Genomic DNA, 15,681 nt, shown 5'->3' with positions numbered 1-15,681 from the left:
AGTGTTTAACAACGAAGATTAACTGTAAAAAACTCAGAAAAATAATGGATGTCACTTCTTTTTCACTTGACTATTAAGGTCATAAAATATATCGTACGATATGTTTATAAGGAATTGAAATGAAAAAAGACAAGCAGCCAGGTGATCGCTCGCGCGAACATGGCCGGCATCGCCACGAGGCGAATTTTACCCGTGGCCGCAAATTTTCATCGGACGATCTGCAGCTTATGTTGCTGGCTTTGCTTGAAAAGCAGCCCAGTCACGGTTATGAACTGGTTAAGGAGTTGGACAGCCGTTCCGGCGGATACTGGAAACCCAGCCCTGGCATGGTGTATCCGGCGCTTACCTACATCCAGGAAATTGGTTATGCCTCGGTGTCGGTCAGCAGCAACAAAAAATCCTATGCGTTATTGCCCGAAGGTCTGGCATTCTTGAATGAACATCGCGATCAGGCAGAGGAATTGCTGGCCATGCTGGTGCATCTGGCCAACAAAATGAAATACATCCAGGGAGCGATGGCCGCTGACAGCGATGCCACAGGCAATGACGGCTGGCTCCCTGAGTTTCTGGCAGCGCGCCTCGCTCTGAAGCGGGCATTGCTGCTTAAAAGCGCCGCCGATCCACAGGAGCAAAAACGTATCACTACGATTCTGCAAGAGGCCATTGCGCAAATCAACCAGTCCTGTACACCGCCACGATAGGATCAATGGATGAATACCACTGCGGCGCTACAGCCGTCCGAAGGCGCGCGCTGCTAGATGCGAGCACCAGGATGCGCTCCCCAACGCCTGTTTATCGACGGCATTTTCGACAGATTCACCTATGAGTACCCTGACAATGATGCAAACCCCGATTCCCACCGAACACACGCCCCAGCGCGTGCGCCATCCGCTCAAGGCTCGCCTGCTGCAAGTGCGGCAGGTCACCCGCCTGACGCCGCGCATGGTGCGCGTCACGTTTCACGGTCCCGATCTTGGCGACTTTATCTCCGCCTCGTTCGACGATCATATGAAACTGTTTTTCCCTGCCGATGGCCAGCTCGTCGTTCCGACAAACACCGAAGCGGGGCCGCAGTTTCCTGAAGGCACTGTTCGTCCGCCAGCGCGCGATTACACCCCACGACGCTACCGTCCCGCAGACAACGAACTGGATATTGATTTTGTCCTGCATGGCGATGGGCCGGCTTCAACCTGGGTGGCGGGCGCAACGGCCGGTGATCAACTGGTTGTGGCCGGGCCGCGCGGCTCATTTGTCATCGCGCCAGACTTCGACTGGCAGTTGATGATTGGCGACGAAACCGCCTTGCCGGCTATCGGCCGGCGTCTTGAAGCGTTGCCCGAAGGCGCCAAAGTCCACGTGATTGCATTGGTGGAAAACGCCGCCGAAGAGCAGCGCTTTCATACGCAGGCCGATGTCCAGATCACCTGGCTGCACCGACAGCAGCAGTCGGAGCAAGCACTGGTCGACGCCGTACGCGCCTTTGCGCTGCCGGCTGGCGAAGGCTATATCTGGGGCGGTGGCCAGGCCGCGCAAATGCGGGCCATCAGCCAGTACCTGCTTGAAGAAAAGGGCATTGATAAATCACGGATGCGCATCAGCAATTACTGGAAGCAGGGCACTCCACAGGAATAGGTCACATGCGGCGACAGCAGTAACCATAGCGTGCTATTGCACTTGCCTCAGGCAAAACGCTTGGACCCTGCGACACATGCAATGACCGCCACCGTGACGCCGATCATCAGCATGCTGACCGGTTCGTGCAGCAGCGTTGCTGCCAGCGCCAGGCCAAAGAAAGGCTGTAGCAATTGCAACTGGCCGACAGCGGCAATGCCGCCCTGGGCCAGGCCACGATACCAGAACACAAAACCGATAAGCATGCTGAACAGCGACACATAAGCCAGGCCTGCCCAGGCGGGAGCGCCGATGCCTGCAAATGAGGCCGGCATGGTCAGCAGCGAGAGAATCAGCATGGCAGGCAAAGACAGCACCAAAGCCCAGCAGATCACCTGCCAGCCGCCCAGGTTGCGTGACAGCGCCGCGCCCTCGGCATAACCCAGCCCACAGACAAGCACGGCGGCAAGCATCAGCAGATCGCCCGTCAGGGAGGCGCTCAGGCCCTGCGACAGGGCAAATCCTGCCACCAGCAGGCTACCGGTGACAGAGAAGAGCCAGAAGGCAGGGCGCGGCTGCTCGCCGCCCCGCAATACGCCGAATGCCGCTGTGGCCAGCGGCAACAGTCCGATAAACACAATGGAATGCGCCGACGTGACATGCTGCAGCGCCAGCGCCGTCAGCAGCGGAAACCCCACCACGACCCCCAGGGCCACGATGAGCAGCGGGACCAACTGGGCCCGGGTGGGACGTTTTTGACTGAACACCAGCAGCATGACCAGCGCCAGTACACCGGCAATGGTTGCACGGGCGACCGTCAAAAATATTGGGTCAAATTGCAGCACCGCCACGCGCGTTGCCGGCAGCGAACCACTGAAAATCAGCACGCCGAGAAATCCATTGAGCCAGCCACCTGCTGTATTTGTCTGCCAATTTCCGTGTTTCATGTATTCACCCGATTGATCATCCGTCATCTATCACACCTGCAATTGCGCCCGTATTGTCGTGAAACAGCAATGGCAAAATGCAATCTTAGAACTTATAATAATGACAATCAAATTATTGTCATGGATACATCTGCCTATGGCCCGCCTGCGATACAAAACAGTTGTCGATCGATTTGCGCAGCAAATCCAGGCAGGGCAGCTGGCGCCGGGAACCCGGCTGCCGACCCACCGGCAACTGGCTGCGCGCGAAGGCATGTCCCTGGTTACCGCGACCCGCGTCTACGCTGAGCTGCAAGCCATGGGGTTAGTCAGCGGTGAAACCGGGCGCGGCACTTATGTGCGGGCCATCACGCTCACGCCCGGACACGGAACGGATCAGCACGTGGTCGCAGCCGACATGATAGATCTCAATTTCAATTACCCTTCGTTGCCACAGCAGGCCGAACTGCTGCGCCATGCGCTCAGGCAGTTGTCCACTTCGGGCGATCTGGCCTCGCTGTTGCGCTATCAGCCTTATGGCGGCAGGGCACACGACCGGGCAGTGATGGCGCAATATCTGGCGCATCGCGGGCTTATCGTCGATGCCGGGCAGATTCTGATCGTGAATGGTGCGCAAGATGGCCTGGCCATCACGGTGATGGCACGCCTGAATCCAGGTGATGTGGTTGCCGTCGATGCCTTGACTTATCCCGGCTTTCGGGTGCTGGCAGATATGCTGCATCTGGAGCTGGTGCCCATCCCGGCAGACAACCATGGCCCCGATATTGCCGCGCTGGAAAAGCTGTGTCGTTCGCGTCGGATAAAGGCGATCTATACCATGCCCACCATGAACAACCCGCTGGGCTGGGTCATGAGCGGAAACCACAGGCAGCAACTGGTGGCGGTTGCACGCAAATACAGCCTGCTTATTATCGAAGATGCCGCCTACGCTTTTCTGGTTGATGACGCGCCTGCGCCTATTGCCCAGCTGGCGCCGGATATCACGATCTACATCACCGGGTTTTCAAAAAATGTTGCCGCAGGTTTGCGCGTGGGCCTGGTCGCGGCGCCGCCGGCGCATATTGCCTCGCTGGAACGGGCCATACGCGCCACAACCTGGAGTACGCCGGGAGTGATGACCGCCATGACAATTGAATGGATCCGCGACGGCACTGTATTGCAGCTTGAACGCGAAAAACGCGAAGACGCACAATACCGCCAGGCCATGGCCCGAAAGATCCTGGCAGGTATCTCGTGCGTTGGCCACCCCTCATCCTATTTTCTGTGGATCCCCTTGGCCGAAGAGGTACGGGCAGATCAGATTGCGATGGCGCTCATGCGCGAACAGATTTCCGTGTCAACAGCAGAGCCATTTGCCACTACGGTCCACGTGCCGCATGCAATTCGCCTGGCACTTGGGTCGGTTACGCCGGACGTACTACAGTCGGCATTGGAGCGGGTCAGGCATTGCGTGATGTCTTATGCATGACGCGGATTTTTCATCGCCGATTGTGCGATTGTTATAGAGCAAACACAGAGAAGGGCTCCGGTCACGCGGTGACTGCCAGGCGCCGGGCACAGCCGGGCTTTCGCGATCGACAAAGACGCCTGCTCGGCCACACTTAAGTTTTACTTATAGAGTCAATAATTATAGATGTAGCCGCTGGTATCAACTTCTGCAACACTGGCCAGACTTTCCCCATTTGAGTTCTGACTACCATGAAGAAGTATTACCAAGCGAACGAAGCATTTGCAGGCCTGTCGGCCCCTGTCTGGCGCGCCTCCACCGTTGTGTTTGACGACGTTGAATCCTTCATACACAGAAAGGCGCGGCAGCCTGATGGTTTTAGCTATGGCATCACGGGCACGCCAACCGCCCGTTTGCTGGAGCAGGATATCGCTCGTCTTGAAGGTGGCCGCCACTGCGCGGTGACGCCATCCGGACAGGCCGCATTATGTCTTGCCGTGATGGCGTTCGTGCAGGGTGGAGATCATCTGCTTATTTCGGCAGCAAGCTATGGCGCCCTGAAAACCTACGCAGAAAAATGGCTGGCCCGCCTGGGGGTCGAGGTTGAATATTATCCACCGGATATTGCGCATGAAATATCGCGTTTTATCAGGCCCAATACGAAGATGATCTGCGCCGAGGCGCCTGGAACGGTCACCATGGAAATGCCCGACATCCCGGCGATTGTGGCTGCAGCCAAAAAACACGGTGTGATGACCATGATGGACAATACCTGGGCCTCGCCACTGGGTTTTCGTCCACTGGAGCATGGCATTGATTTGTGTGTCGAGGCTGCAACCAAGTTTTTCGGTGGTCATTCTGATTTGCTTCTCGGTGCCGTCATCACCAATGATGCCCAGCAGTTCGCACAGTTACGTGAGACGCAGAGCATTATGGGGCTGCAGACCAGTCCAGATGATTGTTTTCTGGTGATGCGCGGGCTGGAAACCTTCGAGATCAGATACCGCCGGCAGAGTGAGAATGCCCTGACCATCGCCACTTGGTTGCAGCAACAGCCCGAAGTCAGGGACATGCTGTTTCCCTGCCTGCCCGGTGACCAGGGGCATGAAGTATGGAAGCGTGATTTTGGACCGGGCGGTTGCCTGTTTTCTTTTACGCTCAACCAGGAGAATCAACAGGCTTATCGCGCATTTTTCGCTGCGCTGGAGCATCTTGTGCTTGGCGCCAGCTGGGGCGGCGTACACAGTCTGATCGCATTCTATCCGGCGCAAATGCAGCGCGACAGGGTATTTCCGAGAACGGATCAGGCCATCATCAGATTATCGGCAGGATTGGAGGATCCCGAACTGATTATCCAGGATTTAAAAAAGGCCCTAAGCGCCTATGCCCAAGTTTGCGCATAAAAAATGCGCGACGGCAGGCGTCAATAGATAAATCTGCTGTAAAGAAAGAGCGTTCACATCCGGTATGCGCCTGCAGCCAGGGCACCGGGTGCGGATCGAACACAACATCACATCAATGTGGAGACATGATATGAAAACGACGACATGGATACGTGGATCACGGCAACTGGCAGCTATGTTGGTTTTGGCCATAGGAGGAGCGAGTGTTACTGCACCCGCACTTGCAGAGCAAACAGATCTACTGGAAAGAATCAAAAGCACCGGCGTCATACGCATTGCCAATACCCAGGCCAGTCCACCCTGGAGCATGCTTGACGACAAGAATCAGCTGACCGGGTACGATGTGGCCATTGCCAAAGAGATGGCGCAGCGCATGGGAACGCCGAAAATAAAATTTGTTGGCGACACCTACAAGAACTTTGTAGAAGGGTTGAAAACAGATAAATACGATCTGGTCATGAACGATATGACACCCACCGAGACGCGCCGCAAACAGGTTGATTTTTCCGTCCCTTATGGGGTTGAAGTATTTCGCATTTTCGTTCGTAATGACAATACCGATATTACGGACAGAGCAACACTCGCCGGCAAAAAGGTAGGGGTTTCGACCGGATCATCCAACGAAAGCTGGGCACGTGAGCATCTGACCGATTCGGATATCAGAGGCTACGATAACGGGTCGCTAATTTTCAATGATATCGCCAATGGCAGAATCGATGCTGTCATCATTTCCCATTTTGGTGGTATGAAGTACGCGCATGCCAAAGGGATTCCAGTCAAGGAGGTTGGCGAACCCTTGACATTCCAGTTGGCCGCTGCAGCGCTGCCAAAAGGACAGGATGCCTTGCGTGAAGCCGTCAACAGTGCATTGGACAGCATGCTCAAGGATGGCACCGTCGAACGCATAAGCAATGAGTTTGTCGGCAAGGATTACAATATGCTGGGCTCAATAGCGGCAGCCAAAGAAGAAATCGCAGCAGAGGGGAAATAATCATGCTGGAGCTGTTCATGCGAGCCTTGCCGCTCCTGCAAAACGCACTGCTCTTGACCTTGTTGCTATCGGCCAGCTCTTTTATCCTGGGTTGTATACTCGGTCTGTTTATTGCGCTGGCACGGATCTCGTCCTTCAGGGTACTGCGCTACGCGGCATTCGTTTACGTGTCCATCTTTCGCGGTACGCCGTTGCTGGTGCAACTGCTGCTCATCTATTTTGGCCTGCCGCGCATAGGCATTGTTCTTGAACCTGTGCCCTCTGCCATTATTGCCCTCACGTTGTTTTCAGCTTCCTATCTGAGTGAAAACTTCCGCTCCGGCATCAATGCCGTGGACAAAGGGCAGTGGGAGGCAGGACTGTCCATGGGGTTGAGCTACCGTAAGCTGATGCAGCGGATCATTCTCCCGCAGGGCCTGGTCATTGCCATTCCAACGGTAGGCAGTCGCCTGATCGCGTTGGTGAAGGACACCTCGCTTGCATCCACTGTCACGGTGGTGGAGTTGACCAGGGTGGCTGACCAGGTAGGCGCGGCCACGTTCCGCTACATGGAGATGTTTCTTATGGTTGGCGCTATTTACTGGATCATCAACCAAATACTGACAATTCTTCAGACTTATCTGGAGCAACGGTGTGCGAGGCATATTCGATGACATCTGAAATCACAAGCGCAGTGCAGGCGCGTGGCATTTGCAAAAGCTACGCGGGAACACCGGTTTTGCATAGCGTCGATCTGGACGTAGATAAAGGAGAGGTGGTCGTTATTATGGGACCCTCGGGTTCAGGAAAGACCACGCTGTTGCGATCCCTGAACTTCCTGGAGCGACCGGACAGCGGCACGGTCGAGATCGCCGGGATCAGGGTTACGGTTGAGCCCACACAGCAATATACAGGCAAGCAAAAGCATGAGATCCAGCAGATACGCAGAAAATCGGCCATGGTCTTTCAGTCTTTCAATCTGTTCCCACACATGACGGCAATTGCAAACGTCATAGAGGGACTGATCAGTGTTCAGGGTATGGCCAAAGCGTCAGCAATGGACAAAGGCATGCAGCTGCTTGAGCGCGTCGGTCTGGCGCAAAAGGCAAATGACTATCCGGCCCATTTGTCGGGCGGGCAAAAGCAGCGGGTTGCCATTGCCAGAGGGCTGGCGATGGATCCCGAAGTTATCCTGTTTGATGAACCGACCTCTGCGCTTGACCCTGAACTGCGTGACGACGTGCTGGAGGTTATGCGGGCACTGGCGCGTGATGGTATGACCATGATCGTGGTCACGCATGAGGTCAGGTTTGCCAAAAGTGTCGCAAACCGTATAATCTTCATGGAGCAGGGTTCCGTTCTGGAGAATAGTTCGGCGAAACAATTTTTCAGTAATCAGGGCAATTCACGCATTACCCAGTTTCTGGGGCAGGTCGATTAGCCTGATCATTGGCGATTCGTAATGGGGTGACCGGTCTTGCTTGTTTGAGCTGGCCGTTTGCTTCTGTGTGAGCACTGCCGGCAGCGATCATTTTCCTTCCAGGAGCCGCGTATGAATGCCCGGGACATCGAAATTTTCCGCTCGGTCATGGTGTCCGGGACGGCCAGCAAGACCGCCGCTTTACTGGGGATTTCGCAATCGGCAGTCAGCCAATCATTGCGTAAGCTGGAAACCTCGGCAGATCTGTGTTTGTTCGAACGAATTCGCGGACGGCTGGTTCCCACCCGCGAAGCGCAGATACTGCTCAATGATATCGAGCGGCATTTTGTCGGTATGCAGGCAATAGAACATCGCATTCGCAGCCTGAAGTCCGGTGGCGCCGACCGGCTGACTGCTGCTGTGTACCCTGCGCTGGGCTTTAGTTTTCTGCCGCACGTTGTTGCGTCCTTTCGCCATCGTTTTTCAGAAACCTCTATCTCTTTGCAAATCATGAGCTCCAAGGATGTGCATGCGCATGTGACATCCGGACAGGCCGATTTTGGTTTAATGGCAGATGAGATGTCGCTGGCCGGTCTGGAACACTCGCTGTTCTACAGAACACAATGCGTGGTCGTCATGCGCAAAGACCATCCGCTGAACAATAAGCAGATCATTGCGCTCACAGATCTTCAGGATATGGATTTCATCGCGCTTAACGCCGAAGACAGTAGTCGCATTCGCCTGGATGCCCTGCTGCAGAACGCCAATGTGGTGCCCAGGCGTATCGTTGAAACGCCTTATTCGCAAACGGTATGTGAACTGGCCCGACAAGGGGTGGGCATTGGCGTTGCCAATCCGGTGACCGCGATAGGTTATGCTGACAGCGGGCTGGTCCTCAAGCGAGCGGCATTCGATGTCGAGTTTCGCGCGATTCTGCTGTTTCGTACAGATAGATTATTCTCGGAAAGTTCCAAGCAGTTTCTTAAATTCATGCGTATTCAAATGAGTGAAGTGCAAACACAGATTGACGAGCTTCTGGGTGCAATACCGTCCAAACCCGCTGGCCGAAAATCACGGTAAATGCAATCCTCAGGTGTGGTGAGCGCGGCGATATCACAGCTGCACTCACCAGGTTCTGGATCAGATAACCGCTTCAATCAAAAACGGCCCCTTGCGCGTCATGGCGCTGCGCAGCACATCGGATAAGGCTGCCGTGGTGGTCACCCGGGCAGCTTCTACGCCGGCCGCGTTGGCCATGTGTACCCAGTCGAATGCGGGGTTGTCCAGATCCAGCATGCGATGGGCATTGCGGCCGGGCGCGCCGGCGCCAACCTGCTTGAATTCGTTATGCAATATGGCATAACTGCGATTTGCAAAAATAACAGTGACCACATCCAGTTGTTCGCGGGCCTGTGTCCAGAGGGCCTGAAGGGTATACATGCCACTGCCGTCAGCCTGCATCAGAACGACTTTGCGATCCGGGCAGGCAACGGCTGCACCAGTGGCCATAGGAATTCCGATCCCGATGGCACCGCCTGTGATCTGCAGGAAATCGTGTGGCGCCGAGCCAAATGTCGATTTGAACGAATCCCTTCCCGAGGTAACAGATTCATCGCAAATAATCGCGTTCTCGGGCAGCAGGCTGCCAATCGCCTGGATCACGGCAGCTGCGTCCAGTGTCCCAGTCGGCAGGCCGATATCAATTCGTTCTGCAAGCAGGCTGATCGGCGTTTGGGTTGCGCCCACGGCATCAGCCAGGGCTTCCAGGGCGCCGGGCAGATCATCGTCCGGCTGCGTCAGTTCAATACGTTTGCAATTTTCCGGAACCAGTTCGCCAGGCTTGCCCGGGTATGCAAAAAAGGCAACGGGCGTTTTTGCGCCCACCAGAATCAACTGTTCGGTATCTTGCAACGCTTTGATGGCAAGATCAACGTTAAATGGCACGCGTTCTATTTTCACACGCCCTGCACCCCGTTCAATGCGACCGTTGGACTGTTGCGCCATCAGCCGGGCACCGGTACGCTCAGCGATCCGGGCTGCGGTCTCCAGCGCCTTGCTACGCAGCGCTTTGCCAGACAGCAGGATCACTGTATTGCGACCGTTATTGAGCGCTTCGGTTGCCGCTCGCAGGGCTTGCGGAGCAACCTGTGTGCGCTTGACGGCCGGCGCTTTTTGTATGGGGGTGGAGGTTTCAGTCCATGCGGCATCTGCCGGCAGAATCAGCGTGGTCACAGCCCCGTAGCCGCTGTTTGCTGCACTGATCGCCGCCGCTGCAGCGCCGGAAACATCGTCGGCCGACGCAATACGCCTTACCCAGTCGGACATGGGTGTGGCCAGGCTTTCGATATCGCTGGTCAGCGGTGCGTCGTATTGCAAATGATAACTGGCGTGATCGCCCACGACATTGACCATGGGGGTATGGGCGCGCCTGGCGTTGTGCATGTTGGCCAGGCCGTTGGCCATGCCGGGCCCGCAATGCAGCAGCGTGGCTGCCGGCTTGTCGGCCATTCGTGCATAGCCGTCGGCCGCGCCTGTCACCACGCCCTCGAAAACACCCAGTACGCAGCGCATCTGCGGCTTGCGATCCAGCGCTGCTACAAAATGCATTTCCGAGGTACCGGGGTTGGCAAAACATACATCAATATCGTTTTCCAGCAAGGTATCGCAAAGACTGTCTGCTCCGTTCATGAATCTATAAACCTTTTTCAACTATGTTCCGCGCACGGAACGGGTTAACAATAAAAACTATTTGGACTGAATATGTTTGTCCTGAATCAGCTTGTTCCAGCGTTCACGTTCCTTGGCCTCGAATGCCGTCAGATCAGTGCCGAATATTGTGCCTGGCTGGGTGCTGGTCTGCTGCAGTTTCTGTTTCAATTCGTTCGAGGCCAATGCTTTTTCTGCAGCAGCAACCAGCGTCTTGATGGCCTCGGGAGGCGTGCCGGCTGGTGCATACAGGGCAAACCATGCGCTCACATCAAAGCCCGGCAGGCCCGATTCGGCGACCGTCGGGACATCCGGGATGGCAGGATCCCGCTGCGCGCCCGTTACGGCAACTGCGCGCACTTTTCCTCCATCTTTCACTTGTGATAGCGTGCTGGGCAGGTTGTCCATCAGTATGTCCACCTGGCCGCCGATCAGCGCAGGCATCGAGCCCGACACGCCTTTGAATGGCACATGCAGCATGCTGATGCCGGCTGCGTCTTCCAGATAGGCGCCGGTCAGATGCACCGATGAGCCCACGCCTGGAGAAGCGTAGCTGAGCTTTTTATCTTTTGCCGCCTTGGCCTTTTCAATCAGGTCGCCAAGCGACTTGATATCGGAATTGGCATTGACGGCAATGATATTCGGTGTGGTACCTGCCAACGCAATGGGCGCAAAATCCTTTTGCGGATCAAAGGGCATATCCTTGTACAGAAACTGGTTGATGGTCTGCGTCCCGATGGTGCCCATGCCAATGGTATAGCCATCTGCTTTGGCGCGCGCCAGTGCGCCCATGCCCACATTGCCGCCGGCACCGGCCCGGTTCTCGACCACAATGCTCTGGCCCAGTTCCTTTTCCAGTGCCTGGGCAACATGCCGGGCGATCAGATCGGTTGTGCCGGCAGGCGGGAAGGGCACAATCAGGGTAACAGCGCGCTCGGGATAACCGGCTGCGTGCGCTGCGCTGGCGACACAGCAGGCAGCAAGGGTCGCCAGCGCCAGGGACCGAATCGGTGTGACCGTATTGGAAATGAATGTCATAGCATGTCTCCTTTGGATGCGTGTTTCTTATCGTTGTATCGTATTACTGTCGGGAGTCCGGGTGGCCACCCCTGTGCATAGTGTATCCGCTTCCAGGACCAATACAAATGAAATATGAAGAAGCTGATTTCATCGGCCCTGAGGCATGGTTCGTTCTGCGTTTTGCATGGTGGAATACTTGATCCGGGCGCCACGGTCAATTGATCCTGCGCCACTGGCACTGTTGCCCTGTGTCAGTTGAGCAACCGCTCCTGTGCCCAGTCGCAGCAGCCTATTGACGGCGAGGGCATCCACGCCATGTTCGGGCCACATCTGCGTCACTGGGCCGCACGCGGACAGCATCGGGACAGCTCATTCTGCCAGACCGTAACCGCCGCCGCCCGGCGTTTCAATCACAAATATATCCCCCGGCTGCAGATTGGCACTGTCCTGCGGGCCAAGCTCTGTCACAGAACCATCGGCCCGCTCGATATAGTTCCTGCCGGTCTGGCCCGGCTCCCCGCCCTTCAGACCGAAGGGTGCGTATTTGCGATTATTGGAAAGAATGGCAGCGGTCATCGATTCCAGAAAGCGCATGCGCCTGACGCCGCCATCGCCACCGTGCCATTTGCCCTTGCCGCTGGAACCGTGGCGGATGGCATAGGATTCAAGGCGTACCGGGAAACGCAGCTCCAGCACTTCGGGGTCGGTTAGCCGGGAGTTGGTCATATGCGCCTGCACCAGCGAGGTACCGTCAAAGCCTTCGTCGTCCGAGTCCAGATACACAGGGCCGGCGCCGGTGCCGCCAGAGACGGTTTCATAATATTGGTAGCGGGCATTGCCGAAAGTGAAGTTGTTCATGGTGCCCTGGCTGGCTGCCAGCACACCCAATGCGCCGTACAGCGCATTGACAATGCACATGGATGTTTCCACATTTCCGGCCACCACGGAAGCGGGCGGCTCGGGGTTGAGCATGGATGCCGATGGGATCACTATATTGATAGGCTTGAGGCAACCGGCATTGAGCGGGATTTCATCGTTCACCAGTGTACGAAAGACATAAAGCACGGCGGCCACGGCGATCGAGGCAGGCGCATTGAAGTTATTGGTCAGTTGTGCAGATGAACCGGTAAAGTCGACAGTCACCGATTCACGATCGTCATGAATCCGGATCGCGACCTGTATTACGGCGCCGTTGTCCAGTTTATAGGTGTAGCTGCCATCACGCAGCAGGGGAATCACGCGACGCACCGAGGCCTCGGCATTATCCTGAACATGCTGCATATAGGCTTGCACGACCTCCAGTCCAAACGTATCGCACATGGCATGCAGTTCCCTGACACCCTTTTGGTTGGCTGCAATCTGTGCCTGCAGATCGGCCAGGTTTTGGTCGGGGTTGCGGGCCGGATACCTGCCCGACATCAGAATGTCCCGCGCTTCCCGTTCGCGGAACCGACCGTTGCGAACCAGCTGGAAATTGGTGAAAAGCACGCCTTCTTCTTCGATGGTCGTCGAGTCCGGTGGCATTGAGCCGGGCGTGAGCCCGCCGACATCGGCGTGGTGCCCGCGTGATCCGACATAAAAAATGATCTGCTTTTGGTCACGAGCAAACACAGGTGTGATAACGGTGATGTCCGGCAAATGCGTGCCGCCGTGATAGGGATCGTTCACCACATAGGCATCGCCCGGACGCATGTTCCCGGCATTTTCCCGCATGACCGTCTTGATCGATTCGCTCATGGATCCCAGATGCACCGGCATATGCGGCGCATTGGCAATCAGATTGCCCTGGTCATCGAAAATCGCGCAGGAAAAATCCAGCCGCTCCTTGATATTGACCGAATAGGCGGTGTTCTGCAGACTCAGGCCCATCTGGTCGGCAATCGACATAAACAGATTATTGAAGACTTCAAGCATCACCGGGTCGGCATCCGTGGAAACGGCTAGTGCATTACGCAGGGGGACGGTCCGCGTCAGAATCAGATGATCCTTGCCGTTGAGGGTTGCCGACCAGCCTGCTTCAATAATCGTGGTCTGGTTGGCTTCGGAAATAATCGCGGGGCCGGCAACAACATCGCCAGCCTGCAGCGCTTGTCGCCGGAATACCGGTGTGTCATGCCAGGCGCCGTTGCTGTACATTTGGCGACGTGAATCTGCCACAGGCTGGCTGTCATCGCGCCGCGTAATCAACGCCTCGTCAATCCGGCTGCCGGCAATCACCGCTTCAACCAGCAAGGATTCGATAACCAGCGCACGATCTTCGATCAGAAACGAATACCGCTGGCGATACTGTTCATTGAATGCAGCAAGCATGTGTTCTGCATCGGCAAAATTCACTTCCAGGGCGCTGTCGGTGCCCTGGTATTTCAACAGTGCACGGGTGTTCAGCACGATCTGCATGCCTGTGGTCAGCCGTGTCTTCAATTCTGCGCTGGCCTGCGCGCCTAACTGATCGCGTAATTGCTCCAGTTCCGGGATCAGGCTGTCATGTAGCGGCTTTTCCACGGTCTGCTGGCGAATGGCCACCTGATCTGCCAGACCCATGCCATAGGCTGACAGCACCCCGCCCAATGGATGGGCAAACACAGTTGTCATGCCAAGCGCATCTGCAACCAGGCAAGCGTGCTGGCCTCCGGCGCCGCCGAACGTGGTCAGCGTATAGCGCGTGACATCGTGGCCCTGTTGCACTGAAATCCGTTTGATTGCTTCGGCCATGTTTTGTACGCCAATGGCCAGAAAGCCTGCGGCCACCTCTTCCGGGCTCACCTGCCGGCCCGTAGCCTTGCTAACCTGCGCACTCAGCAAACCGAACTTTTCGGTCACAACCTGTGTATCCAGCGGTTCATTGCCATTGGCGCCGAAGACCGCCGGAAAGTAATCCGGCTGGATTTTACCCAGCATGACATTGCAATCGGTAATAGTCAGCGGGCCCTGTTTGCGATAAGAAGCAGGGCCGGGGTTGGCGCCTGCCGAATCCGGTCCGACACGCAGGCGCGCGCCGTCAAAATGCAGAATTGAGCCGCCGCCGGCTGCCACAGTATGGATACGCATCATGGGCGTGCGCATGCGTACCCCGGCCACAGAGGTTTCGTAATCGCGTTCGTAAACACCGGAAAAATGCGACACATCGGTCGAAGTGCCACCCATGTCAAAACCGATTATTTTCTCGTAGCCCGCCTGTTGGCTGCTGCGCGCCATCCCGACGATGCCGCCGGCCGGGCCAGACAAGATGGCGTCCTTGCCACGGAAGCGGTGGGCGTCCGACAGGCCGCCCGAAGACTGCATGAACATCAGATTGACGCCGGGCAATTGCGAGGCGACCCGATCCACGTAGCGGCGAAGGATCGGCGACAGATAGGCATCTACCACCGTGGTATCGCCGCGCGATACAAATTTGATCAGCGGGCTGACATCATGCGATGCAGAGATCTGCGTGAAGCCGATATGCTGCGCCAGCTGGGCTGCCAGCTTCTCGTGAGCCGGGTTGCGCCAGGCATGCATAAATACAATTGCAATACTGCGCAGGCCCTGATCGTAAGCCGCTTGCAGCTGCGCGCGCAGCGCCTGTTCGTCCATTATTGTGATGACATCGCCGGCCGCGTCGATCCGTTCGTCGGCTTCCAGCACCTGTTCATAAAGCATCTCGGGCAGGACCACATGGCGATCGAACAATCGCGGGCGATTCTGGTATGCAATTCGCAAGGCGTGGGCAAAGCCGCGGGTTGTCAAAAAAACAACACGTTCGCCTTTGCGCTCCAGCAGTGCATTGGTGGCAACCGTGGTCCCCATTTTGACGCAATCGATATTTTGCACCGGAATCGGATCACCCTTGGCAACGCCAAGAAGATCGCGTATTGCTTCAATCGCTGCATCCTCATAATGATCGGGATTGTCCGAGAGCAGTTTTCTGGTCAATAAGGTTTTTTGCGGATTGATTGCGACGATGTCGGTGAAGGTGCCGCCACGGTCTACCCAGAATTGCCACTTGCTCATGTTTTTTGTCCTGCCTGTCTCTAATAAAAATATTGATTCTGAAAATTGTGCTCGTCATTTTCTGAACGGGCGTCATGCAAGTGTATCAGCACAAATCATGCCAATGTTTTCGGCGGTATCATTTGGCTGGCATAAACGCTTGCATGCCGCGCCTTCATACATGTCGG

At 56.1% G+C, this 15,681-nt stretch carries 12 protein-coding genes; 8 read left to right on the top strand and 4 right to left on the bottom strand.

Going from position 1 to position 15,681, the window contains the following annotated elements:
• Positions 1-119 precede the first annotated feature (119 nt).
• Together INT32_RS16690 and INT32_RS16685 are read left to right on the top strand one after the other, a co-directional pair.
• On the top strand, positions 120-701 hold the full coding sequence (locus tag INT32_RS16690) for a PadR family transcriptional regulator (protein ID WP_193089847.1): 582 nt from the start codon (positions 120-122) through the stop codon (positions 699-701).
• A gap of 121 nt (positions 702-822) precedes the next feature.
• Positions 823-1,632, top strand: a complete 810-nt coding sequence (locus INT32_RS16685; RefSeq protein WP_226817176.1) for a siderophore-interacting protein — start codon at positions 823-825, stop codon at positions 1,630-1,632.
• A 47-nt stretch (positions 1,633-1,679) separates the two neighbouring features.
• Here the strand turns inward: INT32_RS16685 and INT32_RS16680 are convergent, their stop codons facing one another.
• The gene (locus INT32_RS16680) at positions 1,680-2,558 is read right to left on the bottom strand and encodes a DMT family transporter (protein ID WP_193089846.1); all 879 of its coding nucleotides are present in this window, start codon (positions 2,556-2,558) and stop codon (positions 1,680-1,682) included.
• Between the two features lie 136 nt (positions 2,559-2,694).
• Between INT32_RS16680 and INT32_RS16675 the strand changes: the two genes are divergently transcribed.
• From INT32_RS16675 to INT32_RS16650, 6 genes are all read left to right on the top strand, one after another.
• Entirely contained in the window at positions 2,695-4,026 is a 1,332-nt protein-coding gene (locus INT32_RS16675; protein ID WP_193089845.1) for a PLP-dependent aminotransferase family protein, read from the top strand.
• Between the two features lie 230 nt (positions 4,027-4,256).
• Complete coding sequence (gene metC / locus INT32_RS16670; RefSeq protein ID WP_193089844.1) at positions 4,257-5,408, top strand: cystathionine beta-lyase; 1,152 nt, start codon at positions 4,257-4,259, stop codon at positions 5,406-5,408.
• Positions 5,409-5,538: 130 nt separating this feature from the next.
• Complete coding sequence (locus tag INT32_RS16665; RefSeq protein WP_226817174.1) at positions 5,539-6,399, top strand: transporter substrate-binding domain-containing protein; 861 nt, start codon at positions 5,539-5,541, stop codon at positions 6,397-6,399.
• 2 nt (positions 6,400-6,401) lie between these two features.
• Positions 6,402-7,052: an amino acid ABC transporter permease gene (locus INT32_RS16660; protein ID WP_128393116.1), complete on the top strand. Its 651-nt coding sequence runs from the start codon at positions 6,402-6,404 to the stop codon at positions 7,050-7,052.
• On the top strand, positions 7,049-7,819 hold the full coding sequence (locus INT32_RS16655; protein ID WP_193089842.1) for an amino acid ABC transporter ATP-binding protein: 771 nt from the start codon (positions 7,049-7,051) through the stop codon (positions 7,817-7,819). Before INT32_RS16660 ends, INT32_RS16655 begins: the two co-directional genes overlap by 4 nt.
• A gap of 111 nt (positions 7,820-7,930) precedes the next feature.
• Complete coding sequence (locus tag INT32_RS16650) at positions 7,931-8,878, top strand: LysR substrate-binding domain-containing protein (protein ID WP_193089841.1); 948 nt, start codon at positions 7,931-7,933, stop codon at positions 8,876-8,878.
• Positions 8,879-8,938: 60 nt separating this feature from the next.
• Here INT32_RS16650 and INT32_RS16645 read toward each other — a convergent pair whose 3' ends face one another.
• The 3 genes from INT32_RS16645 to INT32_RS16635 all read right to left on the bottom strand — a co-directional run bounded on the left by INT32_RS16645 (position 8,939) and on the right by INT32_RS16635 (position 15,514).
• Complete coding sequence (locus INT32_RS16645) at positions 8,939-10,486, bottom strand: acetolactate synthase large subunit (protein WP_193089840.1); 1,548 nt, start codon at positions 10,484-10,486, stop codon at positions 8,939-8,941.
• Between the two features lie 57 nt (positions 10,487-10,543).
• The gene (locus INT32_RS16640; RefSeq protein ID WP_193089839.1) at positions 10,544-11,542 is read right to left on the bottom strand and encodes a tripartite tricarboxylate transporter substrate binding protein; all 999 of its coding nucleotides are present in this window, start codon (positions 11,540-11,542) and stop codon (positions 10,544-10,546) included.
• 351 nt (positions 11,543-11,893) lie between these two features.
• On the bottom strand, positions 11,894-15,514 hold the full coding sequence (locus INT32_RS16635; protein WP_193089838.1) for a hydantoinase B/oxoprolinase family protein: 3,621 nt from the start codon (positions 15,512-15,514) through the stop codon (positions 11,894-11,896).
• Positions 15,515-15,681: the final 167 nt, after the last annotated feature.

It is taken from the genome of Advenella sp. FME57 (assembly GCF_014897675.1).
In the GTDB taxonomy this organism is placed as follows: Bacteria; Pseudomonadota; Gammaproteobacteria; order Burkholderiales; family Burkholderiaceae_B; genus Advenella.
The sequence above is the reverse complement of the archived record's forward strand: the minus strand, read 5'-3'. Positions and strand labels throughout refer to the sequence as shown.

What these genes read in the sequence shown, in the direction of transcription:
- INT32_RS16655 (WP_193089842.1), top strand. Translation starts at nt 7,049, where the DNA reads ATGACATCTGAAATCACAAGCGCAGTGCAGGCGCGTGGCATTTGCAAA.
- INT32_RS16690 (WP_193089847.1), top strand. Translation starts at nt 120, where the DNA reads ATGAAAAAAGACAAGCAGCCAGGTGATCGCTCGCGCGAACATGGCCGG.
- INT32_RS16635 (WP_193089838.1), bottom strand. Translation starts at nt 15,514, where the DNA reads ATGAGCAAGTGGCAATTCTGGGTAGACCGTGGCGGCACCTTCACCGAC.
- INT32_RS16680 (WP_193089846.1), bottom strand. Translation starts at nt 2,558, where the DNA reads ATGAAACACGGAAATTGGCAGACAAATACAGCAGGTGGCTGGCTCAAT.
- INT32_RS16675 (WP_193089845.1), top strand. Translation starts at nt 2,695, where the DNA reads ATGGCCCGCCTGCGATACAAAACAGTTGTCGATCGATTTGCGCAGCAA.
- INT32_RS16685 (WP_226817176.1), top strand. Translation starts at nt 823, where the DNA reads ATGAGTACCCTGACAATGATGCAAACCCCGATTCCCACCGAACACACG.
- INT32_RS16640 (WP_193089839.1), bottom strand. Translation starts at nt 11,542, where the DNA reads ATGACATTCATTTCCAATACGGTCACACCGATTCGGTCCCTGGCGCTG.
- INT32_RS16650 (WP_193089841.1), top strand. Translation starts at nt 7,931, where the DNA reads ATGAATGCCCGGGACATCGAAATTTTCCGCTCGGTCATGGTGTCCGGG.
- metC (WP_193089844.1), top strand. Translation starts at nt 4,257, where the DNA reads ATGAAGAAGTATTACCAAGCGAACGAAGCATTTGCAGGCCTGTCGGCC.
- INT32_RS16645 (WP_193089840.1), bottom strand. Translation starts at nt 10,486, where the DNA reads ATGAACGGAGCAGACAGTCTTTGCGATACCTTGCTGGAAAACGATATT.
- INT32_RS16665 (WP_226817174.1), top strand. Translation starts at nt 5,539, where the DNA reads ATGAAAACGACGACATGGATACGTGGATCACGGCAACTGGCAGCTATG.
- INT32_RS16660 (WP_128393116.1), top strand. Translation starts at nt 6,402, where the DNA reads ATGCTGGAGCTGTTCATGCGAGCCTTGCCGCTCCTGCAAAACGCACTG.